The 26,012-nt window shown below is 70.9% G+C and carries 25 protein-coding genes, 1 pseudogene and 1 riboswitch; of the genes and pseudogenes, 12 read left to right on the top strand and 14 right to left on the bottom strand.

All coding sequences use genetic code 11. The features are described from left to right. Window positions 1–7: 7 nt before the first annotated feature. From rsgA to IE178_RS10160, 3 genes are all read right to left on the bottom strand, one after another. The gene (gene rsgA / locus IE178_RS10150) at window positions 8–1,018 is read right to left on the bottom strand and encodes a ribosome small subunit-dependent GTPase A (protein WP_184764661.1); all 1,011 of its coding nucleotides are present in this window, start codon (window positions 1,016–1,018) and stop codon (window positions 8–10) included. Window positions 1,019–1,026: 8 nt separating this feature from the next. Beyond that, window positions 1,027–2,367, bottom strand: coding sequence for a 3-phosphoshikimate 1-carboxyvinyltransferase (gene aroA / locus IE178_RS10155; RefSeq protein WP_184764660.1), 1,341 nt, complete (start codon window positions 2,365–2,367; stop codon window positions 1,027–1,029). A gap of 125 nt (window positions 2,368–2,492) precedes the next feature. Continuing rightward, the gene (locus IE178_RS10160) at window positions 2,493–3,215 is read right to left on the bottom strand and encodes a M50 family metallopeptidase (protein WP_193512070.1); all 723 of its coding nucleotides are present in this window, start codon (window positions 3,213–3,215) and stop codon (window positions 2,493–2,495) included. A 60-nt stretch (window positions 3,216–3,275) separates the two neighbouring features. Between IE178_RS10160 and IE178_RS10165 the strand changes: the two genes are divergently transcribed. The 10 genes from IE178_RS10165 to IE178_RS10210 all read left to right on the top strand — a co-directional run bounded on the left by IE178_RS10165 (window position 3,276) and on the right by IE178_RS10210 (window position 13,325). Then, window positions 3,276–4,091 (top strand): SOS response-associated peptidase, encoded by an 816-nt coding sequence (locus IE178_RS10165; RefSeq protein WP_193512013.1) that lies wholly within the window; start codon window positions 3,276–3,278, stop codon window positions 4,089–4,091. A gap of 1 nt (window position 4,092) precedes the next feature. Then, complete coding sequence (locus IE178_RS10170; protein ID WP_184764658.1) at window positions 4,093–4,794, top strand: alpha/beta hydrolase family protein; 702 nt, start codon at window positions 4,093–4,095, stop codon at window positions 4,792–4,794. 257 nt (window positions 4,795–5,051) lie between these two features. Beyond that, window positions 5,052–5,738, top strand: a complete 687-nt coding sequence (gene sigR, locus IE178_RS10175; protein WP_193512014.1) for an RNA polymerase sigma factor SigR — start codon at window positions 5,052–5,054, stop codon at window positions 5,736–5,738. Next, complete coding sequence (gene rsrA / locus IE178_RS10180) at window positions 5,735–6,046, top strand: mycothiol system anti-sigma-R factor (RefSeq protein ID WP_184764656.1); 312 nt, start codon at window positions 5,735–5,737, stop codon at window positions 6,044–6,046. The genes sigR and rsrA overlap by 4 nt, the downstream gene beginning before the upstream one ends. 144 nt (window positions 6,047–6,190) lie before the next feature. Continuing rightward, window positions 6,191–7,543, top strand: a complete 1,353-nt coding sequence (locus tag IE178_RS10185; RefSeq protein WP_193512015.1) for an HD-GYP domain-containing protein — start codon at window positions 6,191–6,193, stop codon at window positions 7,541–7,543. Beyond that, complete coding sequence (locus IE178_RS10190) at window positions 7,540–8,763, top strand: HD-GYP domain-containing protein (RefSeq protein WP_193512016.1); 1,224 nt, start codon at window positions 7,540–7,542, stop codon at window positions 8,761–8,763. The genes IE178_RS10185 and IE178_RS10190 overlap by 4 nt, the downstream gene beginning before the upstream one ends. Window positions 8,764–8,942: 179 nt before the next feature. Continuing rightward, window positions 8,943–9,923: a tetratricopeptide repeat protein gene (locus IE178_RS10195; RefSeq protein WP_184764737.1), complete on the top strand. Its 981-nt coding sequence runs from the start codon at window positions 8,943–8,945 to the stop codon at window positions 9,921–9,923. A 78-nt stretch (window positions 9,924–10,001) separates the two neighbouring features. Further along, a complete protein-coding gene (gene def, locus IE178_RS10200) occupies window positions 10,002–10,652 on the top strand; it encodes a peptide deformylase (protein WP_193512017.1) in 651 nt (216 codons plus the stop codon). A 220-nt stretch (window positions 10,653–10,872) separates the two neighbouring features. After that, complete coding sequence (cyc1, locus tag IE178_RS10205; RefSeq protein WP_193512071.1) at window positions 10,873–11,958, top strand: epi-isozizaene synthase; 1,086 nt, start codon at window positions 10,873–10,875, stop codon at window positions 11,956–11,958. After that, window positions 11,955–13,325 carry a bifunctional albaflavenone monooxygenase/terpene synthase gene (locus tag IE178_RS10210; protein ID WP_193512018.1) on the top strand — a complete coding sequence of 457 codons (1,371 nt, stop codon included), beginning with the start codon at window positions 11,955–11,957 and terminating at the stop codon, window positions 13,323–13,325. The genes cyc1 and IE178_RS10210 overlap by 4 nt, the downstream gene beginning before the upstream one ends. A 21-nt stretch (window positions 13,326–13,346) precedes the next feature. Here IE178_RS10210 and IE178_RS10215 read toward each other — a convergent pair. The 9 genes and pseudogenes from IE178_RS10215 to IE178_RS35800 form a co-directional block, all read right to left on the bottom strand. Continuing rightward, window positions 13,347–13,605: pseudogene (locus IE178_RS10215) on the bottom strand (helix-turn-helix domain-containing protein); the annotation flags it as partial. A 196-nt stretch (window positions 13,606–13,801) separates the two neighbouring features. Next, window positions 13,802–14,815 (bottom strand): ribonucleotide-diphosphate reductase subunit beta, encoded by a 1,014-nt coding sequence (locus IE178_RS10220; protein ID WP_193512019.1) that lies wholly within the window; start codon window positions 14,813–14,815, stop codon window positions 13,802–13,804. Then, a complete protein-coding gene (locus IE178_RS10225; RefSeq protein ID WP_184764650.1) occupies window positions 14,815–17,202 on the bottom strand; it encodes a ribonucleoside-diphosphate reductase subunit alpha in 2,388 nt (795 codons plus the stop codon). Before IE178_RS10225 ends, IE178_RS10220 begins: the two co-directional genes overlap by 1 nt. A 98-nt stretch (window positions 17,203–17,300) precedes the next feature. Further along, window positions 17,301–17,435, bottom strand: a riboswitch (cobalamin riboswitch). 52 nt (window positions 17,436–17,487) lie between these two features. Then, complete coding sequence (locus tag IE178_RS10230) at window positions 17,488–17,994, bottom strand: GNAT family N-acetyltransferase (RefSeq protein WP_184764649.1); 507 nt, start codon at window positions 17,992–17,994, stop codon at window positions 17,488–17,490. Window positions 17,995–18,070: 76 nt separating this feature from the next. Then, entirely contained in the window at window positions 18,071–19,699 is a 1,629-nt protein-coding gene (gene mctP / locus IE178_RS10235; protein WP_193512020.1) for a monocarboxylate uptake permease MctP, read from the bottom strand. Next, the gene (locus tag IE178_RS10240; RefSeq protein WP_184764647.1) at window positions 19,696–19,962 is read right to left on the bottom strand and encodes a DUF3311 domain-containing protein; all 267 of its coding nucleotides are present in this window, start codon (window positions 19,960–19,962) and stop codon (window positions 19,696–19,698) included. Before IE178_RS10240 ends, mctP begins: the two co-directional genes overlap by 4 nt. Before the next feature lie 217 nt (window positions 19,963–20,179). Continuing rightward, complete coding sequence (locus IE178_RS10245) at window positions 20,180–20,944, bottom strand: GntR family transcriptional regulator (protein WP_184764646.1); 765 nt, start codon at window positions 20,942–20,944, stop codon at window positions 20,180–20,182. Between the two features lie 157 nt (window positions 20,945–21,101). Next, window positions 21,102–21,887: a glucosamine-6-phosphate deaminase gene (nagB, locus tag IE178_RS10250; protein ID WP_193512072.1), complete on the bottom strand. Its 786-nt coding sequence runs from the start codon at window positions 21,885–21,887 to the stop codon at window positions 21,102–21,104. A 153-nt stretch (window positions 21,888–22,040) separates the two neighbouring features. Continuing rightward, window positions 22,041–22,169: a hypothetical protein gene (locus IE178_RS35800; protein ID WP_318279954.1), complete on the bottom strand. Its 129-nt coding sequence runs from the start codon at window positions 22,167–22,169 to the stop codon at window positions 22,041–22,043. A 51-nt stretch (window positions 22,170–22,220) separates the two neighbouring features. Between IE178_RS35800 and IE178_RS10255 the strand changes: the two genes are divergently transcribed. After that, the gene (locus IE178_RS10255; protein ID WP_193512021.1) at window positions 22,221–22,439 is read left to right on the top strand and encodes a hypothetical protein; all 219 of its coding nucleotides are present in this window, start codon (window positions 22,221–22,223) and stop codon (window positions 22,437–22,439) included. A 335-nt stretch (window positions 22,440–22,774) separates the two neighbouring features. Next, complete coding sequence (locus IE178_RS10260) at window positions 22,775–24,241, top strand: sensor histidine kinase (protein WP_184764734.1); 1,467 nt, start codon at window positions 22,775–22,777, stop codon at window positions 24,239–24,241. 205 nt (window positions 24,242–24,446) lie between these two features. On the opposite strand, the gene IE178_RS10265 is transcribed toward IE178_RS10260, so the two are convergent. Next, the gene (locus IE178_RS10265; protein ID WP_016639615.1) at window positions 24,447–24,704 is read right to left on the bottom strand and encodes a WhiB family transcriptional regulator; all 258 of its coding nucleotides are present in this window, start codon (window positions 24,702–24,704) and stop codon (window positions 24,447–24,449) included. A 317-nt stretch (window positions 24,705–25,021) separates the two neighbouring features. Next, on the bottom strand, window positions 25,022–25,990 hold the full coding sequence (locus tag IE178_RS10270; RefSeq protein ID WP_184764644.1) for a diacylglycerol/lipid kinase family protein: 969 nt from the start codon (window positions 25,988–25,990) through the stop codon (window positions 25,022–25,024). Window positions 25,991–26,012: the final 22 nt, after the last annotated feature.

The raw sequence follows: 26,012 nt of genomic DNA on the forward strand, positions 1-26,012 counted from the left end.
GCGAAGGTCAGTCGCCTTCCGTCGGCTCCCGTGTCGACAGCAGCCGTCGCAGCGAGTACAGCCGCGCCTGTCCCGCGTGGCCCTGGGCCACCCAGGCGTCCAGCGCGCAGTCCGGCTCGTCGTGACTGCACGCGCGCGGACAGCCCTCCGTGCCCGGCTCCAGATCGGGAAAGGCGTGGATGACCCGGGACGGGTCGACGTGGGCGAGTCCGAACGACCGCACACCCGGGGTGTCGATCACCCATCCCTCCGCGCCCGACAGCGGCAGGGCCAGCGCGGAGGTCGTCGTGTGCCGCCCCCGCCCCGTCACCGCGTTCACATGCCCGATCGTGCGCCGCCGTTCCTCCGGCACCAGCGCGTTCACCAGTGTCGTCTTGCCGACCCCGGAGTGCCCCACGAACGCCGTGATCCGTCCGTCCAGCTGCTCGCGCACCCGGCCCGCCGCCTCACCGCTCTCCAGCTCCGCGCGGCTGGTGACGACGTACGGGATGTCGAGTTCGCCGTAGAGCTCCAGCAGCTCGTCCGGCGGCGCGAGGTCCGACTTGGTCAGCACCAGCAACGGCGTCAGACCTCCGTCGTACGCAGCGACCAGGCACCGGTCGATGAGGCGCGGGCGGGGCTCGGGGTCGGCGAGGGCGGTGACGATGGCGAGCTGGTCGGCGTTGGCCACGACCACCCGCTCGAAGGGGTCGTCGTCGTCCGCGGTACGGCGCAGCACCGACGCGCGCTCCTCGATCCGTACGATCCGCGCGAGCGTGTCCTTGTCGCCTGTCAGGTCGCCGACGATCGCCACCCGGTCACCGACCACCGCCGCCTTGCGGCCCAGCTCGCGGGCCTTCATCGCCATCACGATCCGGTCGTCGACCAGGCAGGTCAGCCGGCCCCGGTCGACGGTGAGGACCAGCCCTTCGGCGGCGTCCTCGTGCTTGGGCCTGATGTGGGTGCGCGGGCGGTTGCCCTTGCGGTTGGGGCGCGAGCGGATGTCGTCCTCGTCGGTGTGCTTGCCGTAGCGGCGCATGGTGACCCCTACGCCCCGAGCATCCCGGTCCACAGGTCGGGGAAGTCCGGCAGGGTCTTCGCCGTCGTCGCCACGTTCTCGATCTGCACCCCTTCGACCGCGAGGCCGATGATCGCGCCGGCGGTGGCCATGCGGTGGTCCTCGTAGGTGTGGAAGATCCCGCCGTGCAGCCGGCGCGGGCGGATGTGCAGGCCGTCGGCGGTCTCGGTGACGTCACCGCCGAGTTCGTTGATCTCCTTGGTGAGCGCGGCCAGCCGGTCCGTCTCGTGCAGCCGCAGGTGGGCCACGCCCCGCAGGGTGGACGGGGAGTCCGCGAGCGCCGCGACGGCCGCGATGCCCGGGGTCAGCTCGCCGACCTCGCCGAGGTCCACGTCGACGCCGTGGACGGACCCGGAGCCGGTGAACACGAGCCCGTACTCGGTCAGCTCGCAGGAACCGCCCATCTCGGTGAAGATCTCCCGCAGCCGGTCACCGGGCTGGGTGGTCCGGGCCGGCCAGTCCGGGACGACGACCTTGCCGCCGGTCACCAGTGCCGCCGCCAGGAACGGCTGGGCGTTGGACAGGTCCGGCTCGATGGTCAGGTCCCGGCCGAGCAGGGCGCCCGGCGTGACCCGCCAGACGTTGGGCTCGCCGCCCGACTCGGGGGTGTCCACCTGGGCACCCACCGCGCGGAGCATGTCGACGGTCATGCGGATGTGCGGCAGGGACGGCAGCGTCGCGCCGGTGTGCCGGACCTCCACGCCCTGGTTGAAGCGCGGCGCGGACAGCAGCAGGGCGCTGACGAACTGGGAGGACGAGGACGCGTCGACCGACACCGTGCCGCCGTCCAGGGCACCGCCGCCGTGCACCGTCATCGGCAGCGCGCCGCGGTCCTCGTCGTCGATCCGGGCGCCGAGCCGGCGCAGCGCGTCGATGACGCCGTTCAGGGGACGCTCGTAGGAGCGCGGGTCGCCGTCGAAGCGGACGGGGCCGTCGGCCAGCGTGGCGACCGGCGGCAGGAACCGCATCACCGTGCCCGCGTTGCCGACGTCGACGGTGGCCGGGCCGTGCAGGCCCGTGGGGAGCACCCGCCAGGCCTCGCCGGTGCTCTCGGGGCCGCCCGCGACGGAGGAGCTGGACGACACCGTCTCCTCGATCTCCACACCCAGGGCGCGCAGCGCGCCCGCCATCAGCAGGGTGTCGCGGGAGCGCAGCGGGCGGCGCAGCCAGCCCGGCTCGGAGGCGAGGGCGGCGAGCACGAGGGCACGGTTGGTGACCGACTTGGACCCGGGCACGTGGACCGTCGCGTCGACGGGTCCGCTCGCGTGCGGGGCGGGCCAGAGGGCGGTGTGCGCGGGGTTCGGGGCCATGGGGCCCACTCTATAAGGAGGGGGGCGGGGAGGCCGGTCGTCGGCTGCGCGGCCGTTGTGGCTGGTCGCGTCCGCGCGGCGGAGCCGCACGTCGACACGGCCCCGAGCCCCTTCCGGGTCCGCTGTCACACCCCCAGCAGCCAGCGGCCCCCACCCATCAGCGAGCACAGCGACACCGCGTGGAACAGGAACAGCCACAGCCCCGCCGGTACGTGCGTCAGGCGGGACAGCTGGTCCGCGTCCGAGTCGCCCGCGCCCCCGCGTGACCGTTTGGCCTGGAGTTCGAAGGCCGGGCGCACCCCGCCGAGCAGCAGGAACCACACCACGGCGTAGGCGAACGCCGCCTGCACCTGGGGGCCTGCCAGCCAGGACACCAGCACGAACGTGCCGCCCGTGCCGAGCACCGACACCGCTCCGTAGGCATTGCGGATCACCACCAGCATCGCCACCAGCAGCGCCGTGGCCAGCCACAGCAGCAGGGTGATGCGCCCGGCGCCGAGCAGCGCCGCGCCGCCCAGGCCGAGCAGCGGGGGAGCGGTGTAGCCGGCGGCGGCGGTGAGGATCATGCCGATGCCGTGCGGTTTTCCGCGGCTGACGGTCAGACCGCTGGTGTCCGAGTGCAGCCGTATCCCCGTCAGCGTGCGGCCCGTGAGCAGCGCGACCAGGCCGTGCCCGCCCTCGTGGGCGATGGTGATGGCGTTGCGGGACAGCCGCCACAGCACCTGGGGTACGACGACGGCGACCGCGGCGGCCAGTGCGGCGACGACCACCCACACGTCCGGGTCGGGCTGGGTGCCGGAGACCTCGTCCCAGAGGGAGGCGAGCGAGGCGGAGGCGGTGCTGACCATGGCTTCCATGTGTTTCGGATCGCTCCCTCTGCGCGTGCGGAGTCTGGCAGTGTTGCACGTATGTGCGGACGGTATGCATCGAGTCGCAGGCCCGAGGATCTCGCAGGAGTCTTCGAGGTCGAGAAGTGGGAGCCGGAGGAGACCCTGGAGCCCGACTACAACGTGGCGCCGACCAAGGAGGTCTACGCCGTTCTCGACCGTGCCCTGAAGGACGTGGCGGACCCGCGACCGGTTCGGCAGCTGCGGAAGCTGAAGTGGGGACTGGTGCCCTCCTGGTCGAAGACGCCCGAGGGCGGCGCCCGGATGATCAACGCCCGCGCGGAGACCGTCCACGAGAAGCCGTCCTACCGCCGCGCCTTCTCCTCCCGGCGCTGCATCCTGCCCGCCGACGGCTACTACGAGTGGGTCACCGGCAAGCAGGAGCGGGACCTGGAGGTCGAGGGGAAGAAGAAGCGGCCCCGCAAGCAGCCGTACTTCGTGACGCCGGCCGACGGCTCGGTGTTCGCGATGGCGGGGCTGTACGAGTTCTGGCGGGACAGGACGCTGCCGGACGGCCATCCCCAGGCCTGGTGGGTGACCTGCTCCGTGATCACCACCGAGGCGGAGGCCGGCCCGCTCGCCGTGTCCCCGGCGGACGGCCCGCGCGCCCTCGCCGAGATCCACCCGCGGATGCCGCTGATGCTCACCCCGGACCGCTGGGACGCCTGGCTGGACCCCGCCCGCACCGACGTCGACGAGCTGCGCGAGCTGCTCGCCCCGCCGCCCCCCGGCCTGATGCGCGCCTATCCGGTCACCACGGCGGTCAGCAACGTCCGCAACAACGGCCCGGAGCTGCTCGAGGAGCTGGCCGCTCCGGAAGAGGGCACACTCTTCTGACGTGACCCATGATGTGACCTCTGCCACGACCGAGACCGTCGAGACGGACGCCGGTCCCGCTCGCATCACCTGGCACCGCGCCCGGCGGCGCCCCCGCCTCGTCCTCGCGGTGAGCCACGGCGCGGGCGGCGGCATCGAGGCCCGGGACCTGAAGGCGCTCGCGGCCGAGCTCCCCGCGCACGGGGTGACCGTCGCCCTCGTCGAGCAGCCCTGGCGGGTGGCCGGCAAGAAGGTGGCCCCGGCCCCGAAGACCCTCGACACCGGCTGGCGCGGCATCTGGCCGGCGCTGGCCGCGCCGGGCCTGCCGGTGATCGCGGGCGGGCGCAGCGCCGGCGCCCGCGTCGCCTGCCGCACCGCCACGGAACTCGGCGCCCGCGCGGTACTCGCCCTGAGCTTCCCCCTGCACCCGCCGGGCAGGCCCGAGAAGTCCCGTGCCGAGGAGCTGCTCGGCGCAGGGGTGCCCACGCTCGTCGTCCAGGGCGGCAACGACCCGTTCGGCAGGCCCGAGGAGTTCCCCGGGTACGGCAGGGGCCGCGCGCCGCGTGGGAGGGCGGTGACGGGTGACGGGTGGGCGTACGAACTGGTCGAGGTGCCGTACGGCGATCACGGCTTCGCCGTCCCCAAACGGGCGGACATCACGCAGGAGGAGGCCGTGGCGGTCGTCACGGACGCGGTCGTGCGGTGGGCCGGCTCACTCGGCTGAGACGCCGGGAATGCCCCGGCGGCCCCCACTGTTGAGGCGGACGTATGTGCCGGTTCAACGGCACCGCCGTCGTAGGAGAGGAAGTCCGCCGCATGGGTTCGACCTTCTGCCCGAGTCGCAGTGCCCGCGCCGACCTGGACTGGACGGTGCTGCACGCGGCCAAGACCGCCCCTGTTCGGGCGGCGGGCGGACCGGATCGTCGTCTATCCTCCGATTCGGGTGAGACCGGTTTCGGCCTCACGACAACACTTGAGGAGGTGGGTCCGGTTCCCGGTACCGACGCAGGGACCGAACACGGCCAGGCGGAGCAGCCCGAGGGCCAGGGCAGCACCGGTGCGGAGTCGACCGTGGAGCGCAGTGCGCGCTTCGAGCGGGACGCGCTGGAGTTCCTCGACCAGATGTACTCGGCCGCGCTGCGCATGACGCGCAACCCGGCCGACGCGGAGGACCTGGTGCAGGAGACGTACGCCAAGGCGTACGCGTCCTTCCACCAGTTCCGCGAAGGCACCAACCTCAAGGCGTGGCTGTACCGGATCCTCACCAACACCTTCATCAACTCCTACCGCAAGAAGCAGCGCGAGCCCCAGCGCAGCGCGGCCGAGGAGATCGAGGACTGGCAGCTGGCGCGTGCCGAGTCGCACATGTCCACCGGTCTGCGCTCCGCGGAGTCGCAGGCGCTGGACCACCTGCCCGACTCGGACGTCAAGCAGGCACTGCAGGCGATCCCCGAGGAGTTCCGCATGGCGGTGTATCTCGCCGATGTCGAGGGCTTCGCCTACAAGGAGATCGCCGACATCATGGGGACACCCATCGGTACGGTGATGTCCCGGCTGCACCGGGGCCGTCGTCAGTTGCGCGGCATGCTCGAGGACTACGCGCGTGAGCGCGGACTGGTCCCGGCCGGCGCGGGAGAGTCGAACGAAGCGAAAGGCTCGGGGTCATGAGCTGCGGAGAGCCGCACGAGACGGATTGCAGCGAAATCCTCGATCATCTCTACGAGTTCCTCGACCGTGAGATGCCGGATGCCGACTGTGTGAAGTTCGAGCACCACTTCGAGGAATGCTCGCCCTGCCTGGAGAAGTACGGGCTGGAGCAGGCGGTGAAGAAGCTGGTCAAGCGCTGCTGCGGGCATGACGACGTGCCGGGTGACCTGCGGTCCAAGGTCATGGGCCGGATCGACCTGATCCGCTCCGGCCAGGCCGTGCCCGACCAGGACGTCGCCACCTCACCTGCCACACCGCAGGAGTCCTGACACCCCGCCGTACCCCGGCCCCCGTGTCACTCGTACGTGCTAATCCGCGGGTTATCGGCCCGTGGAGGCACCTCCCGTCGCCCTAGGCTCCAGAGCCTGGCAGGTGGCGGGTCGAGTGCGGCAGGCACGGTCGGGGAGGGGCTCATGGAGGTGTTACCGGCACGGGCCCGGGCGTATGTCGCCTGTGTCACCGCGGCGGCCCTGATCTGTCTGCTCCCACCGCCGGGTGCCCCGACCCCGTGGCGGGCGGTGGCCCTGCTCGCCGCGGTGTACGCCGGCTGCGAGCGTCTCGCCCGGTCGCGTCTCGTCGCCGCCCCGCACCCGGGCGGAACCTTCCACCCCGTCCTGCTCGCCGCGGCTTTCCTGCTGCCGCCGTCCGCCGCGGCGCTGGTCGCGCTGCCGGGAGCGCTGCTGCTGTCCGTGGAGCGACGGCCCTACCTGACGCGCAGGCTCTGGCGGGGCGGTCAGCTGGTGCTCGCCGTGTGGGCCGCGAGCCGCGTCCACCTGGCGGCCGGAGGCCGGGACGCGGTAACGGACTGCGACGTACCGGGCGCGCTCGCCGCGGCCGGGGCCGCGGTGGCGGTGTTCTGCCTGGTGCTCACCCTGCTGGACGGCGGCATCCTGGCGCTGACGGCCGGCGTACCCCCGCGCGGGGGCCGGGCGGGGGCACCGGACGCCTGGTGGCGGCTGTTCCTCCGGTCCCTGGTGCCGCTCACCGTGCACGGCCTCGCCGGACTCATGATGGCGCTGCTGTGGCGCAGCCCCTACGGGCCCGTGGCGGCGCTGCTCGTGCTGCTGCCGATGGGCGTCTCGTGGTGGGCGTTCGCCCAGTACCACCGGGAGCGGGCGGCGCATCAGGCGACGATCCGCGCGCTCGTGCAGGCCGTGGACATCAAGGACGGCTACACGCGCGGACACAGCGAGCGCGTGGGTCGGGCGTCGATGATGATCGCGCGGGAGCTCGGCATGGACGACGAGCGGGTCGAGGTGCTGCGGTTCGCGGGCATCCTGCACGACGTCGGGAAACTCGGCGTGCCCACCCGGCTGCTCACCAAGAACGGCCCGCTGACCCCCGAGGAGCGCCGGGTGATCGAACTGCACCCCGAGTACGGGCACGAGATGGTGCGGGGCATCTCCTTCCTCGGCGAGGCCCGCGCGGCCGTGCTGCACCACCACGAGCGGCTGGACGGCAGCGGCTACCCCTACGGACTGGCCGGCGGTCAGATCCCCGAGTCGGCGCGGGTCGTCGCGGTCGCCGACGCCTTCGACGCGATGACCTCCACCCGCTCCTACAGCAGGGCGCGGCCCGTGCCCGTGGCACTGGAGGAGCTCCGCAGGTGTGCGGGCACCCACTTCGACCCGCGGATGGTGGGCGCGCTGGTCCGGGCGATCGGCCGGGCCGGATGGCATCCGGCGGTGACCGCCGACGACGTCCGGTCCACCGCCGCGCCCGAGCCCGCCGCACCGGTCACCGACCGGCCCGGGGCGCGCCGATGAGACCCCGGCTGCACACCGTCGTGCACCTGTGCGCCGCCGTCCTCGCCGCCGGTTCCCTGGGCACCACCCTCTACAACGGCGTGGAGGAACGCGGTGCCGCCCTCGCCTTCGGCGTGCTCATCACCGTCGGAGAGCTCACCCGGCGCAACGGGACACGGATCAGGGAGGCCGCGCCGCTCGCCGCCGCCGGCGCGCTGTCGTACGCGCTGCTCGGCGAGACCGCGGGGGCGCCGACCCGCCACGGCGCCGCCCAGGTCGTCACCGTCGTGCTCGCCGCGTCCCTGCTCGGCAGCGTGCCGCACGTCGGGCGCGGTGACAGCCCCACCCTCGACCCGCCGGCCCGCCGGGTGCTGACCGTCGGATGCGTCGCCGTGTGCTTCCAGCCCCTGTACAACCGGGGCACCCTCGACGACTGGGGCGGGCCCGCCCACGCGTTGCTGCTGCTCGCGCTGCTGTCCCTCACCGCGCTGTGCGACGCCGTGCTCGCCGCCGCGCTGGCCCACTCCCGCACCGGATGGCCCTTCCTCCCGCTGCTGCGCGACGAGCTGCGGTCCGTGCCCGGCATCGGGGCCGCCGTCATCGCCACGGGCGCGGTGATGGCGCTCGGGGTCGCGGTCGTGGGGCTGTGGGCGCTGCCCGTCTTCTCCGTACCCCTCCTGCTCGCACAGCTGTCCTACCGGCGGTACGCCGCCGTGCGCGCCACCTACCGGCAGACCATCGCCTCCCTGGCGCGGGCCACCGAGATCGCCGGGTACACCCCGGCCGGGCACGCCCGGCGGGTCGCCGCGCTCAGCCGGGCGGTGGGCCGGGACCTCGGGCTGACCGAGCCCGAACTGACCGTGCTGGAGTACGCCGCACTGATGCACGACATCGGCCAGCTCAGCCTCGTCGACCCGGTCCCCGCCGGCGCCACCGCCGTCCTGCCGGTCCCCGAGCAGCGGCGGATCGCGCTGCTCGGCGGCGCCGTGGTGCGCCAGACCGGGGTGGACCCGCGGGTGGCCGGGATCGTGGAACAGCAGGCCGACCCGCACCCGGAGCAGCCGCTCGCCGCGCGGATCGTGCGGGTGGTGAACGCGTACGAGGAGAAGTCCCGGGAAGGAGGACCCGGCGGGCCGCTGACCGCGCTCGAGGAACTGCGGCTGGGCACCGCGGAGGGGTACGCACCCGAGGTCGTCGAAGCACTGGCCCGGGTGCTGGCACGGAACACGGAGGGCGCGTGAACACGGGGACCGGGCGCGGTGAGAGCGGCGAGCGGGACTGTCTGACCCCGCCCGAGGCTGGGTAACCCATGGGTAATGAGCGCCTCTCCGGCCGTACGTGGTTGGATGCGAAGGAGAGGGTGTCCGGGGGCGCGGACAGGTACAGCCGGCCCAGCGAGCGGAACTGGCAGGCGGGAATCGTGAGGATCTTCGGCAAGGGACGGCACCGGCCCTCCGCCTCCTGGCGGCAGGCCACGGACCGCGCGTTCACGCTCATCGGCGACGGCCGGTACGAGGACGCGGGCGCGCTGCTGACACGTGCCGCCGATCTGGAGCCCTGGCTGTCGGAGTCCTGGTTCAACCTCGCGCTGCTGCACAAGTTCCGGCACGACTGGGAACAGGCGCGCGCGGCCGGTCTGCGGGCCGTGGCGCTGCTCGACCGCGACACCGGGGCTCCCGACTGGTGGAACGTCGGCATCGCCGCCACCGCCCTGCAGGACTGGCCGTTGGCCCGACGGGCGTGGCAGGCCTACGGGCTCAAGGTGCCCGGCCCGGCCACCGACTCCGGTGAACCCCTCGGCATGGACCTGGGCAGCGCGGCCGTACGGCTGTCGCCGGAGGGGGAGGCGGAGGTCGTGTGGGGGCGACGCCTGGACCCCGCCCGGATCGAGGTGCTGTCCATTCCGCTGCCGTCCTCCGGGCGCCGCTGGGGCGAGGTCGTGCTGCACGACGGAGTGCCGCACGGCGAGCGGAGCACCGCCGCCGGGCACACCTACCCGGTCTTCGACGAGATCGAATTGTGGGCGCCCTCGCCGGTGCCGACCTGGGTGGTGCTGCTGGAGGCCGCGTCCGAGGCCGACCGGGACGCGCTGGAGCAGCTGGCCTCCGACGCCGGGTTCGCGGCCGAGGACTGGTCGTCCTCCGTACGACTGCTGTGCCGGATGTGCTCGGAGTCCCGGATGCCGTCCGACGAGGGCGAGGGCGAGCACCTCGACCCGCACGACCACAGCGAGCCGGGGCATCCCGGGCCGCTCGGTCACCGCACCGACGGGCAGTTGTGGGTGCCGGAGCGGGAGTGCGGCATCGCCGCGCCGGCTTCGCTGGTCCGGGGGCTGCTGGACGGGTGGGTCGCGGACAGTCCGGACTCCCGGGACTGGCGGGATCTCGAAGAGGTCTGTTAGGGGCGGGCCCGCGAGCCGTTCGCCGTACCCTGTAACAGCATCACACCCCGGTATTTCCCAGGAAGGCACACGTCGGTCATGGCTCAGCAGGACACCGATCAGCAGCACGCGGGCGTGCTCCCCGTCGACGACGAGGGGTACGTCATCGACACGGAGGACTGCGAGGAGCGCGAGGCGTCCTGGCGGGAGCGCGGCACCTCGCGCCCGATCACCGTGGTCGGCAACCCGGTGCTGCACAAGGAGTGCAAGGACGTCACGGACTTCGGCGAGGAACTCCAGCAGCTGGTAGCCGACATGTTCGCCAGCCAGCGCACCGCCGAGGGCGTGGGCCTGGCCGCCAACCAGATCGGCGTCGACCTGAAGGTCTTCGTCTACGACTGCCCGGACGACGAGGGTGTGCGGCACGTCGGTGCGATCTGCAACCCCAAGCTGGTCGAACTGCCCGCCGAGAAGCGCCGGCTGGACGACAGCAACGAGGGCTGTCTGTCGGTGCCCACCGCGTACGCGCCGCTGGCCCGCCCCGACTACGCCGAAGTGACCGGGCAGGACGAGAAGGGCAACCCGGTCCGGGTACGTGGTACCGGCTACTTCGCACGGTGTTTGCAGCACGAGACGGACCACCTCTACGGCTACCTCTACATCGACCGGCTGTCCAAGCGGGAACGCAAGGACGCGCTGCGGCAGATGGCCGAGAACGAGCCGCGTTACCCCGTGGTCGCCAACGACTGACCGGCCGTAGGGGTCCCTCCGCTTTCCTCACGAACGGCGTTCGATCGGGTGCATCTTCGATCGGACGCCGTTCGTCTGTCTGCTGCGTGACGTGGCCAAATAAGCAAATCCGTTCCCAGGACGGTCAGTTGTGGTGCTGAATGGAGGTGTGGGGATACGAACCGCGCGGCCGGCTCGGGGGGCGGCCGCGCGTCAACTGGCGGCTGAGAGGGGCTTGTTCGTGCATGCTTTGTCACACGGCACCACATCGACACCGACCACCATCGCAGTTCCACCGGCGCTGTCTCTCCCCGTGATCGAGGCGGCGTTTCCCCGGCAACTCCACCCGTATTGGCCGAGGCTTCAGGAGACCACCAGGGCGTGGCTGCTCGAAAAGCGGCTCATGCCGGCGGACAAGGTGGAGGAATATGCCGATGGCCTGTGCTACACCGACCTTATGGCGGGCTACTACATAGGGGCCCCCGACCAGGTCCTGCAGGCGATAGCGGACTACAGCGCGTGGTTCTTCGTCTGGGACGACCGGCACGACCGCGACATCGTGCACGGCCGGCCCGCCGCCTGGCAGCGGCTGAAGGAGCGGCTGCACACGGCCCTCGACAATCCCGGGGACCACCTGGGCCACGAGGATCCGGTGGTGGCGGGGCTCGCGGACAGCGTCCGGCGGCTGTACGCCTTTATGCCGGGCAGGTGGAACGCCCGGTTCGCCCGGCACTTCCACGCGGTGATCGAGGCGTACGACCGGGAATTCCGCAATCGTACGGAGGGCGTCGTCCCCACCGTCGAGGAATACCTGGAACTGCGCCGGCTCACTTTCGCCCACTGGATATGGACCGATCTCCTGGAGCCGAGTGCGGGCAGTGAACTGCCGGACGCGGTACGGAAGAACCCGGCCTACCGGAAAGCGGCGCTGCTCAGTCAGGAATTTGCCGCCTGGTACAACGACCTGTGCTCACTGCCGAAGGAAATAGCGGGCCATGAGGTGCACAATCTCGGAATCAGTCTCATCACCCATGAGGGACTGACACTCGAAGAAGCCATCATCGAGGTGAGGCGCCGCGTCGAGGAATGCATCACTGAATTCCTGGACGCCGAACAGGACGCCTTACGGTTCGCTGACGGCCTCGACGACGGAACGGTGGGAGGAAAGGAGACGAGTGCCGCCGTGCGCGCTTGCGTCGGCAATATGCGGAACTGGTTCAGTTCCGTCTACTGGTTCCACCACGAGTCCGGCCGGTACCGGGTCGACAGCTGGGACGACCGGTCCACGCCCCCGTACGTCAACAACGAAGCGGCAGGTGAGAAATGACCGTCGAATCGGTGGAACCCGGACCGTCCGAGGCGACCGTGCTGCGCGAGCCGCCCGTGGCCGGCGGAGGCGTCCCCGTCCTCGGCCACGGCTGGAGGCTGGTGCGCGATCCGCTGGCCTTCATGACCCGGCTCCGCGACCACGGTGACGTCGTGCGCCTGAAGCTCGGACCGAAGACGGTGTACGCCGTCACCACCCCCGCCCTCACCGGGGCGCTGGCACTGAGCCCCGACTACATCATCGCCGGCCCGCTGTGGGAGTCCCTGGAGGGCCTGCTCGGAAAGGAGGGCGTGGCCACCGCCAACGGCCCGCTGCACCGGCGCCAGCGACGCACCATCCAGCCCGCCTTCAGGCTCGACGCCCTACCCGGCTACGGCCCGATCATGGAGGAGGAGGTGCACGCCCTGACCGAGCGTTGGGTCTCCGGGCAGACCATCGACTGCACCGCCGAGTCCTACCGGGTCGCCGTGCGCGTCGCGGCACGCTGTCTGCTGCGCAGCAGGTTCATGGACGAGCGGGCCGAGCGCATGTGCGCCGCCCTCGCCACCGTCTTCCGCGGGATGTACCAACGGATGGTGGTGCCGCTCGGACCGCTCTACAAACTGCCGCTTCCGGCCAACCGCGCATTCAACCGGGCGCTGGCCGATCTGCACCTCCTCGTCGACGAGATCGTGGCCGAGCGCCGCGCATCTGGTCAAAAGCCGAACGATTTGCTGACGACTTTGCTGGAGGCCAAGGACGAGAATGGCGACCCCATCGGGGAACAGGAGATCCACGACCAGGTCGTCGCGATACTCACCCCCGGAGGTGAGACGATCTCGTCCACGATCATGTCGCTGCTCTACATGCTCGCCGCGCACCCGGAACACGGGGACAAGGTGCACGACGAAGTAGAAGCCGTGACAGGTGGGCGCCCCGTGGCATTCAGGGACATCCACCAGCTGTCGCACACCAACAATGTCGTCGTCGAGGCAATGCGCTTGCGTCCCGCCGTCTGGATTCTGACCCGCCGGGCGGTGACCGACACGGAACTCGGCGGCTATCGCATTCCCGCCGGGGCGGACATCATCTACAGCCCGTACGCGATCCAGCGTGATCCGCAGTCGTACGAGCGTCACCTGGAGTTCGACCCCGACCGGTGGCTTCCGGAACGCTCCGAGAGCATCCCGAAATATGCCATGCGTCCTTTCGGAGTGGGTAATCGCAAGTGCCCGGGGGACCATTTCTCGATGGCCCTGCTGACGCTGACCACGGCGATTCTGGCCAACCGGTACCGCTTCGAGCGGGTGGCCGAGTCCGACGACGCCCCGCGCATCGGCGTCACGCTGCATCCGAACCGGCTGCTGCTGAGGCCGGTCACGCGGTGAGACCCGCCCGCCGGCGGGCGTTCAGGCGGCCTGCGGGCCGCGGAACGTCCGCCGGCAGGCGTGCGGAGCGGTGCCCACGGCACGGACGAAGTGGTGGCGCAGCGCCGCCGCAGCCGGTGCGGCCCGCGATCGCGTCCACCGTCTCGTCCGTCGCCTCCAGCAGCACCCGCCGGCGCAGGACCCAGCGGTTGGGCGTGGTGCCGGTCTCCTGCTGGAAGCGGCGGGCGAGGGTGCGCGGGGACATGAGCGCGCGGGCGGCGAGCTGCTCCACGGTGACCTCCGCCGGCCGTCTCCAGGGCTCCGGGCCGTGCTCCACCTGGAGGGCGAAGCCCGTGTTGCCGCGCACGGTGGGACCGTCGCCGCGCCCGTCCCGCCACCCCGGCCGGACACCCCCGCGCGGCGAAGGGCGCCGCCTCGCACCGCACCGCACGGGCGGTGTGAGGCGGCGCCGGGGCGCGCGGTCCCTCGGACAGGCCCTAGAAGTCCTCGTCCAGGTCGACCGTGCCCTCCACGGCGACCTGGTACGCGGACGGGCGCCGCTCGAAGAAGTTCGTCAGCTCCTGGACGCCCTGGAGCTCCATGAAGGAGAACGGGTTCTCCGAGCCGTACACCGGCGCGAAGCCCAGCCGGAGCAGCCGCTGGTCGGCGACGCACTCCAGGTACTGCCGCATCGACTCGGTGTTCATGCCCGGCAGCCCGTCCCCGCACAGGTCGCGCGCGAACTGCAGCTCCGCCTCGACCGCCTCGCGCAGCATGTCGGTGACCTGCTGCCCCAGCCGCTCGTCGAACAGCTCCGGCTCCTCCTTGCGCACGGTGTCGACCACGTCGAAGGCGAAGGACATGTGCATCGTCTCGTCGCGGAACACCCAGTTGGTGCCGGTCGCCAGACCGTGCAGCAGGCCCCGGCCGCGGAACCAGTAGACGTAGGCGAAGGCCCCGTAGAAGAACAGGCCCTCGATGCACGCGGCGAAGCAGATCAGATTGAGCAGGAAGCGCCGGCGGTCGGCCTGCGTCTCCAGCCGGTCGATCCGCTCCACCGAGTCCATCCACTTGAAGCAGAACTCGGCCTTCTCCCGGATGGACGGGATGTTCTCCACGGCCGAGAAGGCCGCCGCCCGGTCGTCGGGATCGGGGAGGTAGGTGTCCAGCAGGGTCAGGTAGAACTGGACGTGCACCGCCTCCTCGAAGAGCTGCCGCGACAGGTACAGCCGCGCCTCGGGGGAGTTGATGTGCTTGTACAGGGTCAGCACCAGGTTGTTCGCCACGATCGAGTCGCCGGTGGCGAAGAAGGCCACGAGGCGCCCGATGAGGTGCTGCTCCGCGGGGGTCAGCTTGGCGAGGTCGGCCACGTCCGAGTGGAGGTCGACCTCCTCCACGGTCCAGGTGTTCTTGATGGCGTCCCGGTAGCGCTCGTAGAAGTCGGGGTAGCGCATGGGGCGCAGGGTCAGTTCGAAGCCCGGGTCGAGCAGGTTCTTCGTTTCGCTGGTCATCACTGGCAGGCCTCGCAGGACTCGGGGTTCTCAAGGGAGCAGGCGACGGCCTCGGGGTCGGCCGGCTGCTGGACGGGCACGGTCGCGCGCGCCGCGCGGGCGATCCGGGTCGCCGGGCGGGAACGCAGGTAGTACGTGGTCTTCAGGCCCTGCTTCCAGGCGTAGGCGTACATCGAGGAGAGCTTGCCGATGGTCGGCGTCTCCAGGAACAGGTTCAGCGACTGCGCCTGGTCCAGGAACGGGGTGCGGGCGGCGGCCATGTCGATCAGACCGCGCTGCGGGATCTCCCACGCCGTGCGGTACAGCCGGCGGGCCTCCTCGGGGATCCAGGCGAAGTCCTGCACCGAGCCGCCCGCCTCGCGCAGCGCCTCACGGGTGCGCGCGTCCCACACGCCGAGCTGCTTGAGGTCGTTCACCAGGTAGGAGTTGACCTGGAGGAACTCCCCGGACAGCGTCTCGCGCTTGAACAGGTTGGACACCTGCGGCTCGATGCACTCGTACACGCCCGCGATCGACGCGATCGTGGCGGTGGGCGCGATCGCCAGGAGCAGCGAGTTGCGCATCCCGACGGAGGCGATCCGCGTCCGCAGCGCCGCCCAGCGCTCCGGCCAGGCCAGGTCCGTGTCGTAGTGGTCCGGGTGCAGCACACCCCGGGCGGTACGGGTCTTCTCCCAGGCGGGCAGCGGGCCGTCCCGCTCGGCGAGGTCGGCGGACGCCTCGTAGGCGGCGAGCATGATCCGCTCGGCGATCCTGGTGGACAGGGCCCTCGCCCCGGGCGAGTCGAAGGGCAGGCGCAGCTTGAAGAAGACGTCCTGGAGGCCCATCGCGCCCAGGCCCACCGGGCGCCAGCGGGCGTTGGAGCGGCCCGCCTGCTCGGTCGGGTAGAAGTTGATGTCCACCACCCGGTCGAGGAAGGTGACGGCCGTGCGGACGGTCGCGTCCAGCCGCTCCCAGTCGATGTCGCCGGCCGCCGGATCGACGAACGCGCCGAGGTTGACCGAGCCCAGGTTGCAGACCGCCGTCTCCCCGTCGTCGGTGACCTCCAGGATCTCCGTGCAGAGGTTGGAGGAGTGGATGACGTGTCCCGGCTCGGCGGTCTGGTTGGCCGTGCGGTTGGCGGTGTCCTTGAAGGTCATCCAGCCGTTGCCGGTCTGTGCGAGGGTGCGCATCATGCGGCCGTACAGCTCGCGGGCCGGGAGCGTCTTCTTCGCCAGGCCCGCTGCCTCGGCGGCCCGGTAGGCCGCCTCGAACTCCTCGCCCCACAGGTCGACCAGTTCGGGCACGTCCGCCGGGGAGAACAGCGACCACTGCGCGTCGGCGTTCACCCGGCGCATGAACTCGTCCGGCACCCAGTGCGCGAGGTTCAGGTTGTGCGTACGGCGGGCGTCCTCACCCGTGTTGTCGCGCAGCTCCAGGAACTCCTCGATGTCGGAGTGCCAGGTCTCCAGGTAGACCGCCGCCGCGCCCTTGCGCCGCCCGCCCTGGTTCACGGCGGCGACCGAGGCGTCCAGCGTCTTCAGGAACGGGACGATGCCGTTGGAGTGCCCGTTGGTGCCGCGGATCAGGGAACCCCGGGAGCGGATGCGGGAGTAGGCCAGTCCGATGCCGCCGGCGTGCTTGGAGAGACGGGCGACCTGGTGGTAGCGGTCGTAGATCGAGTCCAGCTCGTCCTTGGGGGAGTCGAGGAGGTAGCAGGACGACATCTGGGGGTGCCGCGTCCCGGAGTTGAACAGCGTGGGGGAGGAGGGCAGGTAGTCCAGGCGGCTCATCAGCCCGTAGAGCCCGGCGACCTCCTCCACCGAGCGCGCGGTGTCGTCCTCGGCGAGACCGGCGGCGACGCGCAGCATGAAGTGCTGGGGCGTCTCGACGACCTTGCGGGTGACCGGGTGCCGCAGCAGGTAGCGGCTGTGGAGGGTGCGCAGACCGAAGTAGCCGAAGCGGTCGTCGGCCCGGGTGTCGATCAGCGCGTCGAGGCGCTCCGCGTGCAGCCGGACGAACGCGGCGGTCCGGTCGGCGATCAGGCCCTCGCGGTGCCCGGTCGCGACGGACTCGGTGAACGACGTGACGCCCTGCGAGGCGGCCTCGGCGCGGATGCCGATGGTCAGCAGGCGGGCGGCGAGCCGGGAGTAGGCCGGGTCCTCGGAGATGAGCCCGGCCGCCGCCTCGGTGGCCAGCTCCCGCAGCTCGGCCTCGTCGGCGCGCGCGGACCGGCCGCGCAGCGCGGCGGCGGCGACCCGTCCGGGGTCGGCGTCGGGCAGGTCGGCGGTCAGCTCGGTCAGGGTCCGCAGCAGCGCGGCACCGGGGCCGTCGCTCTCCTCTGTCACGTCGATCGCTGAAACCGGATCGGCTGGCGCGATGGTCACGTGGGGCTCTCCCTCGCTCGGCATGGGGCCTCACGAGGGCAGGGGGCAGCACACGAGCGCACGCGGCGTCGCGTCCACCGGCCCATCCCACGAGGCCCGGACGTCCACGCGCCCGGACCGGACGGCCGGGCGCGCTGTCGGCAGGTCCTCGGACTGACGCCCACGCGCACCGGAATGCGGGCGGGCATGGGTACACCGTTGCGGGACAGTTCCGGATTCGCACCGGATTCCCCTGCGGCGACAGCGAGCATGAGCATACATCTTGTGCCAGGCTCCGCCAGCAACCCCATATGTTGTGTCGCGCCGCTCTCAGAGCGTCAACTCGTAGGTGAGGAGAGTGATGTCGTCCAGGTCCGGCAGAGGGTTCCAGTCGCGCTCGGGGGTGCGGGTGAAACCCAGCCGTTCGTAGATGCGGTGGGCGGAGCGCATGGTGCGCTGGGTCGACAGCACGATCCGTACGCACCCCTCGACGGCCCGCGCCCGGTCGACGCAGGCCCGCACCAGGGCCTCCCCGGCGCCGCGCCCCCGGCCGGTGCGGGCGACCGCGAGCATCCGGATCTCAGCCTCGCCGGGCCCGGCGATGTCGGCCATCGGCCCGCCGCCCGGCACGAAGGTCACCCCGCCCAGCACCGACCCACCCTCCGCGGCGACCAGCACCTCGGCGGCGGCCGCCCGCTTCGCCACGTCCCTGAGCTCGTCGAGGTACGCGTCGCTCTCCCCGAAGTCGAGCAGTCCGTCCAGCAGATAGGCCCGTGCGGTGATCTCGCCGAGTGCCTCGTACTCGCCGGCCTCCACCGGCCGGATGACGATGTCCATGAGGGGAGTCTGCCGGACGGGTACGGCAACGGGCCGCCGGATTCCTCCGGCGGCCCGCTGCCCGTTGTCCGCGGCGTCAGTGCGCGCTGCCCGCCGTGGCCGGCGGGAGCTCCACCTGGACGCCGGGGTCGCCCGCGTCCGCCGTGTAGTCCTGCGGCTTGGTCTCGTCGATGCCCTCGGGCGCCTTGACGGCCCTCATGACGAAGGTCAGGACCACCGTCACCAGGACGTTGATCACGAAGGCGGTGAGACCGATGTAGCCGATCTCGCCGATGCCCGGGATCTCCTTCGCCGAGCCACCGAAGTGCTTCTGCGTCGGCGAGGCCACCCCGTACGCGGCGACCGTGCCGTAGATCATGCCGACCGCCCAGCCGCCGATCAGCGCCCAGCGGTGGAACCAGCGGGTGAACAGACCGCCCACCAGCGCCGGGAAGGTCTGCAGGATCCAGATGCCGCCCAGCAGCTGGAAGTTGATCGCGACCGTCTTGTCCATGGTCAGGACGAAGGCCAGCGCGCCCACCTTCACCAGCAGCGAGACCAGCTTGGAGACCTTGGTCTCCTGCGCCGGGGTCGCGTCCGGCTTGATGAAGTCCTTGTAGATGTTGCGGGTGAACAGGTTGGCCGCCGCGATCGACATGATCGCCGCCGGCACCAGCGCGCCGATGCCGATGGCCGCGAAGGCGATGCCCGCGAACCAGTCAGGGAACATGGTCTCGAACAGCTGCGGGATCGCCAGCTGCCCGTTGCTGACCTTGATGCCGGCCGCGATCGCCATGAAGCCGAGCAGCGCCAGCAGACCCAGCATCAGGGAGTACAGCGGCAGGATCGTGGTGTTGCGGCGGATCACCTCACGGCTGCGCGAGGACAGTGTCGCGGTGATCGAGTGCGGGTACATGAACAGCGCGAGCGCCGAGCCCAGCGCCAGCGTGGCGTACGTCCACTGGCCCGCCTCGCCGGGCACCAGCGCGCCGCGCGGCGCGCCCGTGGCCGGGTTGGTCTGGCTGTACGCCTCGCTCGCCGAGGCGAAGATCTCGTCGAAGCCGCCCAGCTTGATCGGGATGTAGATGATCGCCACCGCGATGACGAGGTAGATCAGCGTGTCCTTCACGAACGCGATCAGCGCGGGGGCCCGCAGACCCGACGAGTACGTGTACGCCGCCAGCACACCGAAGGCGATCAGCAGCGGCAGGTCCTTGATGAACCAGTTGGTGTCCTCGCCGCCGCCGACGCCCATCACGTCCAGCACGGCCTGGATGCCGACCAGCTGGAGCGCGATGTACGGCATCGTCGCCAGGATGCCGGTGACCGCGACGGCCAGCGACAGCCCCTTCGAGCCGAACCGGCCGCGCACGAAGTCGGACGTCGTCACATAGCCGTGCTTGTGCGACACCGACCACAGCCGGGGCAGGAAGGTGAAGATCAGGGGGTACACCAGGATCGTGTACGGCACCGCGAAGAAGCCGGCCGCGCCCGCCGCGTAGATCGCCGCCGGCACGGCCACGAAGGTGTACGCGGTGTACAGGTCGCCGCCGAGCAGGAACCAGGTGACCCAGGTGCCGAAGGACCGCCCGCCCAGACCCCACTCGTCGAGGCTGTTCTCGTTCTCGGCCTTGCGCCAGCGCGCGGCCATGAAGCCCATCACCGTGACCAGCAGGAAGAAGAAGATGAAGACGGCGAGTGCCACGCCGTTCACGCCGTCGTTCACCGCGACGCACCGCCCTTCGAGGCCGAGCGGGCGCGCTGGTCACGCTGCCAGAGCTTGTACGCGACCATCGTCAGCACCGTCGAGATCAGCACCCACAGCATCTGGTACCAGTAGAAGAACGGGATGCCGATGACGGTGGGATCGGTCTTCGCGTACGAACCGACCCACAGCATCGCCACGAACGGTGCGACGAGACAGAGGGCGATGACGACGCGCATGGGCGTCACCACCGGCCCTCCTCTGGTTTCTGGGGCTTGTGACATCTGACGGCTCCGTCCCCTCACTGATCACCGGCGGTAATGCGCAGGAAATGTAGTCAGGGTGCGGCGTGGCCGTAACCCCTCGTCCGCATAGCGGTATCCAGGCGCCGCTCAACCGAGAGGCAACAGCAACGAAAACCCTGTCAACCGCCCGCTTCGTCGGCATTTGCGGACTCGGTCCGGCGGGACTGCTTCGGGTCAGTCCGGGATCAGTGCGGGATCAGTCCTGGGGGCGCTTCAGGCGCGCGACGAACTTGTACCGGTCGCCCCGGTACACCGAGCGCACCCACTCCACCGGCTGCCCGCCCCGGTCCAGCGAGTGCCGGGACAGCATCAGCATCGGCAGGCCGACATCGGTGCCGAGCAGTCCGGCCTCGCGCGGGGTGGCCAGGGACGTCTCGATGGTCTCCTCCGCCTCCGCGAGATGGACGTCGTACACCTCGGCGAGGGCGGTGTACAGGGAGGTGTACTTCGCCAGGCTGCGGCGCAGCGCCGGGAAGCGCTTGGCGCTCAGATGGGTCGTCTCGATGGCCATCGGCTCACCGTTGGCCATGCGCAGCCGCTCGATGCGCAGCACCCGTCCGCCGGGCGTGATGTCGAGCAGCCCGGCGAGCCGGTCGTCGGCGGTGATGTAGCCGAGGTCCAGCAGTTGCGAGGTGGGTTCCAGGCCCTGGGCGCGCATGTCCTCGGTGTACGAGGTGAGCTGCAGCGCCTGCGAGACCTTGGGCTTGGCGACGAAGGTGCCCTTGCCCTGGATGCGCTCCAGGCGCCCTTCGACCACCAGTTCCTGGAGCGCCTGGCGCACGGTGGTCCGGGAGGTGTCGAACTCCGCCGCCAGGGTGCGTTCGGGCGGGACCGGCGTACCGGGCGACGCCGTCTCGGTCATGTCGAGCAGGTGCTTCTTCAGCCGGTAGTACTTGGGCACCCGCGCCGTACGGACCGCAGTCCCACCCTCGTTCTCCGCACTGCTGACGTCGGTGCTCATGCTCTGCCTTCCCGGCTCCGGGTGCCGAAACGACCGACATCCCCATCGGCCACGGCTGACATCGTGGCACGGCTCGGGGCGGGGGTGTGCCCCGCACGCTCCGTGATCCCCTCTGTATACCCCTGCGCCAAGGGCTGGTCTAGTCCACGGTCGGCGCTCAGATGCCCTGCCACTCCGGCTTGTTCGCGTAGGTGTGCCGGAAGTAGTCGGCGAGCTTCAGCTTGGCGGCGGCGGCCTCGTCGACGACCACCGTGGCATGCGGGTGCAGCTGCAGCGCGGACGCCGGGCAGATCGCCGCCACCGGTCCCTCGACGGTCGCGGCGACGGCGTCGGCCTTGCCCTCACCGGTGGCCAGCAGCACCAGGTGACGGGCCTCCAGGATGGTGCCGATGCCCTGGGTGATGACGTGGTGCGGGACCTGGTCGATGTCGCCGTCGAAGAAGCGCGCGTTGTCCACCCGGGTCTGCTCGGTGAGCGTCTTGATCCGGGTGCGCGAGGCGAGCGAGGAACACGGTTCGTTGAACCCGATGTGCCCGTCCGTGCCGATCCCGAGCAGCTGGAGATCCACGCCCCCGGCCACGGCCAGCTCCCTGTCGTACGCCTCGCACGCGCCCTGCACGTCCTCGGCGGTGCCGTCGGGGCCCATGAAGGCGTCCATCCCGATCCCGAGCGGCTCCAGCACCTCGCGCCGGAGCACCGAGCGGTAGGACTCGGGGTGCTCGGCGGGCAGACCCACGTACTCGTCGAGCTGGGCGATCCGCGCCCGAGAGGGGTCCACGGCGCCGGAGCGCACCTTGGCCGCCAGCGCCTCGTAGACGGGCAGCGGCGTCGAGCCGGTGGCCACGCCGAGCACGGCGTCGGGCTTGCGTCGCAGGAGCTGTGCCATGGCCTCGGCGATGAGCTCGCCGCCCGCCTTGGCGTCCGCAACGATGACAACTTCCACGGTGGGCCTGCCGATCTTCAGGAGGACTCGACTCATGTGGTTTAGACCAATCCCAATCTAACAGAGCGGTGCCCTCCCTCCCAGGCGAACAGCCGGGCGCCTTTGTCCGGCGCCCGCTGTCACATGCGCTGCCGGTGGCCGGCCGGCGAGCGGTCAGGGTGGCCGAGCGGCGAGGAGGGCGGGTGAGGAGCTGACGGCCCGGGCCGCCGTCGAGCGGACGCTGCGGGAGGCCGCCACCGCGTACGCCGCACCGGCCGTCCGCGCGGCTGCCTCGTCGCCCACGCCGCCGTGAACTGCTCGGCCCCGAGGTGGAGCGGTCACTGCGAGGGGCGCGTGGCCGGGATCGAAGCGGTGGAGAGCCGGATCCGGGCCGACGTCGCCGCCGGAGCGCTGTCCGCGGACACCGGCGCCGCCCTGCTCGCCCGGCACGCGGGGGCGATCCCTCAGGGCATGTCGCGGCAGGCGCGGGACGGCGCGGCCCGGGAGGTGCCGGACGGGCTCGCTCACATCGTCATGGCCGTCCGGCCCCGTACGGGCACGCGCAGGGGTTAGGCTGCGTGCCGGACGCCCGTGGGTCCGTGCGTACGACAACGTGACAACAAAGAAAGCGTCACACGCATTTACACGGGTAGTGGTCTAGTCCACAATGCGTAACAGGGCACACAAGCCTGCCTTCCCCGCACAGGAAGGCGGACCGAGGATCCGGAGCTCTCTGCCCTGACTGCCCCGGTTCCTCATCCCTCGGCCGACCGGGACCGCACACCCCGCGGCCGATGTTGCTCCGGGCTGCGGTGCCGGGAGGGTTGAGGGTCCCTCTCAGGCGCCGCGGCCCGCGGGTGTTTCCGGGGCGGCACCGGCCCCCGGGTACGCTCGCTGACGTGCCCTCCATGAACGAACTCGTACGCCAGCACACCGCCCTCGACGACACCGACCTCGAGTGGCTTCATCTGCTGGTCTCGGAGTGGCAGCTGCTCTCCGACCTCTCCTTCGCCGACCTGGTCCTGTGGGTCCCCACCCGCGACGGCACCCGCTATGTGTCCGTCGCCCAGATGCGGCCCAACACCGGGCCCACCTCGTACCAGGACGACATGGTCGGCCACCTCGTCCCCCGCGGACGCCGGCCCATGCTGGACGCGGCGCTGGACGAGGGCCGCATCGTGCGCGAGGGCGACCCGGAGTGGCGCGAGGAGGTTCCCGTACGGGTCGAGTCCATCCCCGTACGGCGAGAGGGGCGCGTCCTCGGTGTCATCGCGCGCAACACCAACCTCCTCACCGTGCGCACGCCGAGCCGGCTGGAGCTCACCTATCTCCAGAGCGCCTCGGACCTCGCCCAGATGATCGCGGCCGGTTCGTTCCCGTTCGCGAACCAGCAGCTCGAGATGGACGCCTCGCCCCGCGTCGGCGACGGGCTGATCCGGCTCGACGCCGACGGCCTCGTCCAGTACGCCTCCCCGAACGCCCTGTCCGCCTACCACCGCATGGGTCTCGCCGCCGACCTGGTGGGCCATCACCTCGGCCGCACCACCGCCGAACTGGCCCCCTCCCGCGGGCCGGTGGACGAGGCGCTGGCCAAGGTCGCCAGCGGCTGGGCGCCGCGCGAGTTCGAGATCGAGGCCCATGACGGAGTGATCCAGTTCCGGGCGATCCCGCTCAAACCGAAGGGGACGCGCATCGGCTCGCTGGTCCTGCTCCGTGACGTCACCGAACTTCGCCGCCGCGAACGCGAGTTGATCACCAAGGACGCGACCATCCGGGAGATCCACCACCGGGTGAAGAACAACCTCCAGACGGTGGCGGCGCTGCTGCGCCTCCAGGCCCGCCGTATCGAGTCCGAGCGCGGCCGCGAGGCGTTGGAGGAGGCCGTGCGGCGGGTCGGGTCGATCGCGATCGTGCACGAGACGCTCTCCCAGAACCTGGACGAGCGGGTGGAGTTCGACGAGATCGCCGACCGCGTCCTCGCGATGGTCGCCGAGATCTCCCCGGGCAAGGTCACCGGCCGGCGCACGGGCCGCTTCGGCATTCTCGACGCCGAGGTCGCCACCCCGCTGTCGATGGTGCTGACCGAGGTCCTGCAGAACGCTTTGGAGCACGGCTTCGGTGAGGGAGAGACCGGCACCGTCGAGGTGTCCGCGGTCCGCGGCGGCACCACGAAGGAGGCCCGCCTGCTCGTCACCGTTCAGGACGACGGCGTGGGTCTGCCCGAGGGATTCGATCCGCACACCGCGGGCAACCTCGGCCTGCAGATCGTACGGACCCTGGTGGAAGGCGAGTTGGGCGGCACCTTCGACATGGTCCCGGCCCCGGACCGGGGGACCAGGGTGATCCTCGACATTCCGGTGCCGTCGGACACGTAGCGGACAGCAAAAGGCCCCGGACCGAATGACGGTCCGGGGCTGATGCTCGTTGCTTCGGGGTCCCCCTGCTCGAGCGGAGTCGAGACCTCGGGGAAAACCGCGCGCTGCGGGCTCGGGGGCGGGAGATGCGTACGCGCTGTCTACGGAGTAATACCGTCAGGCACACGCGCCGCCAAGCTCAGGCTGTCCAGTAGGGGCGGGGTTGTCAGGCGGAGGCCTGACGAGCCCGGTTGCGGGCGGCGCGGCGCTTCATCGCACGACGCTCGTCCTCGCTGAGACCACCCCAGACGCCGGAGTCCTGACCGGACTCGAGCGCCCACTGCAGGCACTGCTCCATGACAGGGCAGCGACGGCAGACGGCCTTGGCTTCCTCGATCTGCAGCAGCGCGGGACCGGTGTTGCCGATGGGGAAGAAGAGCTCGGGGTCTTCCTCGCGGCAAACGGCGTTGTGACGCCAGTCCATGGCTGCTACCTCTCCTTGGTATTACTGCACGTGCTTGTGAATGTGAACGCTTTCACGAATCCCCCAACAAGTGAAGGGCCGACCGCCAGGTTCGCTGGCGTGGTCCTTGGGTTTGAAGAGGGGTTCCGGTGATCTGTGGAGGCTGGTGTTGCGGGCCGTCCCGATCGCCATGTAGAGACTCGCAAACCTCGGCGACGGATACAACCCCTACCGGAAAGTTTTTTTTGATTCTTCGGTGTCGACTAGGTCACAGCCGTACTTCCATGGGGTGGACCCTGGCCTAAACGTTCGAGTGAAAGGACTTTGGCCCTTTCTGCTCACACAATCACACGCAGTGCACGGCGTACGCCTGTGAACGTCACGCTGGTTCGTAGCCCCAGGTGGTCACCGTCCATCTGGAGGGGCAGCGGCACCTTCGAATGCAAGGTGAAGCGTGTCAGATCGTGTCGCGAGACCGCGTGCTTGCCACGGGGTCCACGCTGCGGGGACGAAGTGAGCAACTGGGTGCCATATCGGGCAACCGCGGCGGTGGACAGCCGGCTGAGACCGAAGAGATCGAGACCCGTATCGAACGAGGCCTTAGGTGACGCGTAGATCGGGCGATTGCCGAGAAACGTCCACGGCGAGGTGTTCGAGACTATGGAGAGCACCAGATCGCCGACCGGCTCCTCACCCGGATGCTCCAAGGTGATCACCCCGCGCCGGCGGTGCGGCTCGCCGAGCAGCTGCCGGACGACCTGGCGCATGTACAGCGCGTGGGTGGACTTCCTGCCGCGCTCCCGCTGCTGCTCCACCCGGCCGACCACACCGGCGTCGAAGCCCAGTCCCGCGTTGAAGGTGAACCAGCGGGCCGGTACGGCCTCGTCCTCCGTGCCCGGGGTGCCCGAGGTCAGACCCAGCCCCACGGTGCGCTCACGGCCCTCGCGCAGCGCGTCCAGCAGGACGCCGGTGGCCTCCACGGGCTGGTTGGGCAGCCCCAGCGCGCGGGCGAAGACATTGGTCGAGCCGCCGGGGACCACGGCGAGGCCGGGCAGGTGCTCCGGATCGGGGCCCGCGTGCAGCAGGCCGTTGACCACCTCGTTGACCGTGCCGTCCCCGCCGAGGGCCACCACCAGGTCTATGTCGTCGCTCTCCGCGGCCTGCCGGCCCAGGTCGCGCCCGTGCCCGCGGTACTGGGTGGTGACCGCCTCCAGCTTCATCTCGCTGGCGAGCGCGTGGATCAGCACATCGCGCGTGCGCGCACTCGTGGTGGTTGCCGCCGGATTGACCACGAGAAGTGCACGCATGACGTGCAGGGTACCTACTGAG

Origin of the sequence: Streptomyces griseoloalbus (genome assembly GCA_014650015.1) — a bacterium.
Taxonomy (GTDB): Bacteria; Actinomycetota; Actinomycetes; order Streptomycetales; family Streptomycetaceae; genus Streptomyces; species Streptomyces griseoloalbus.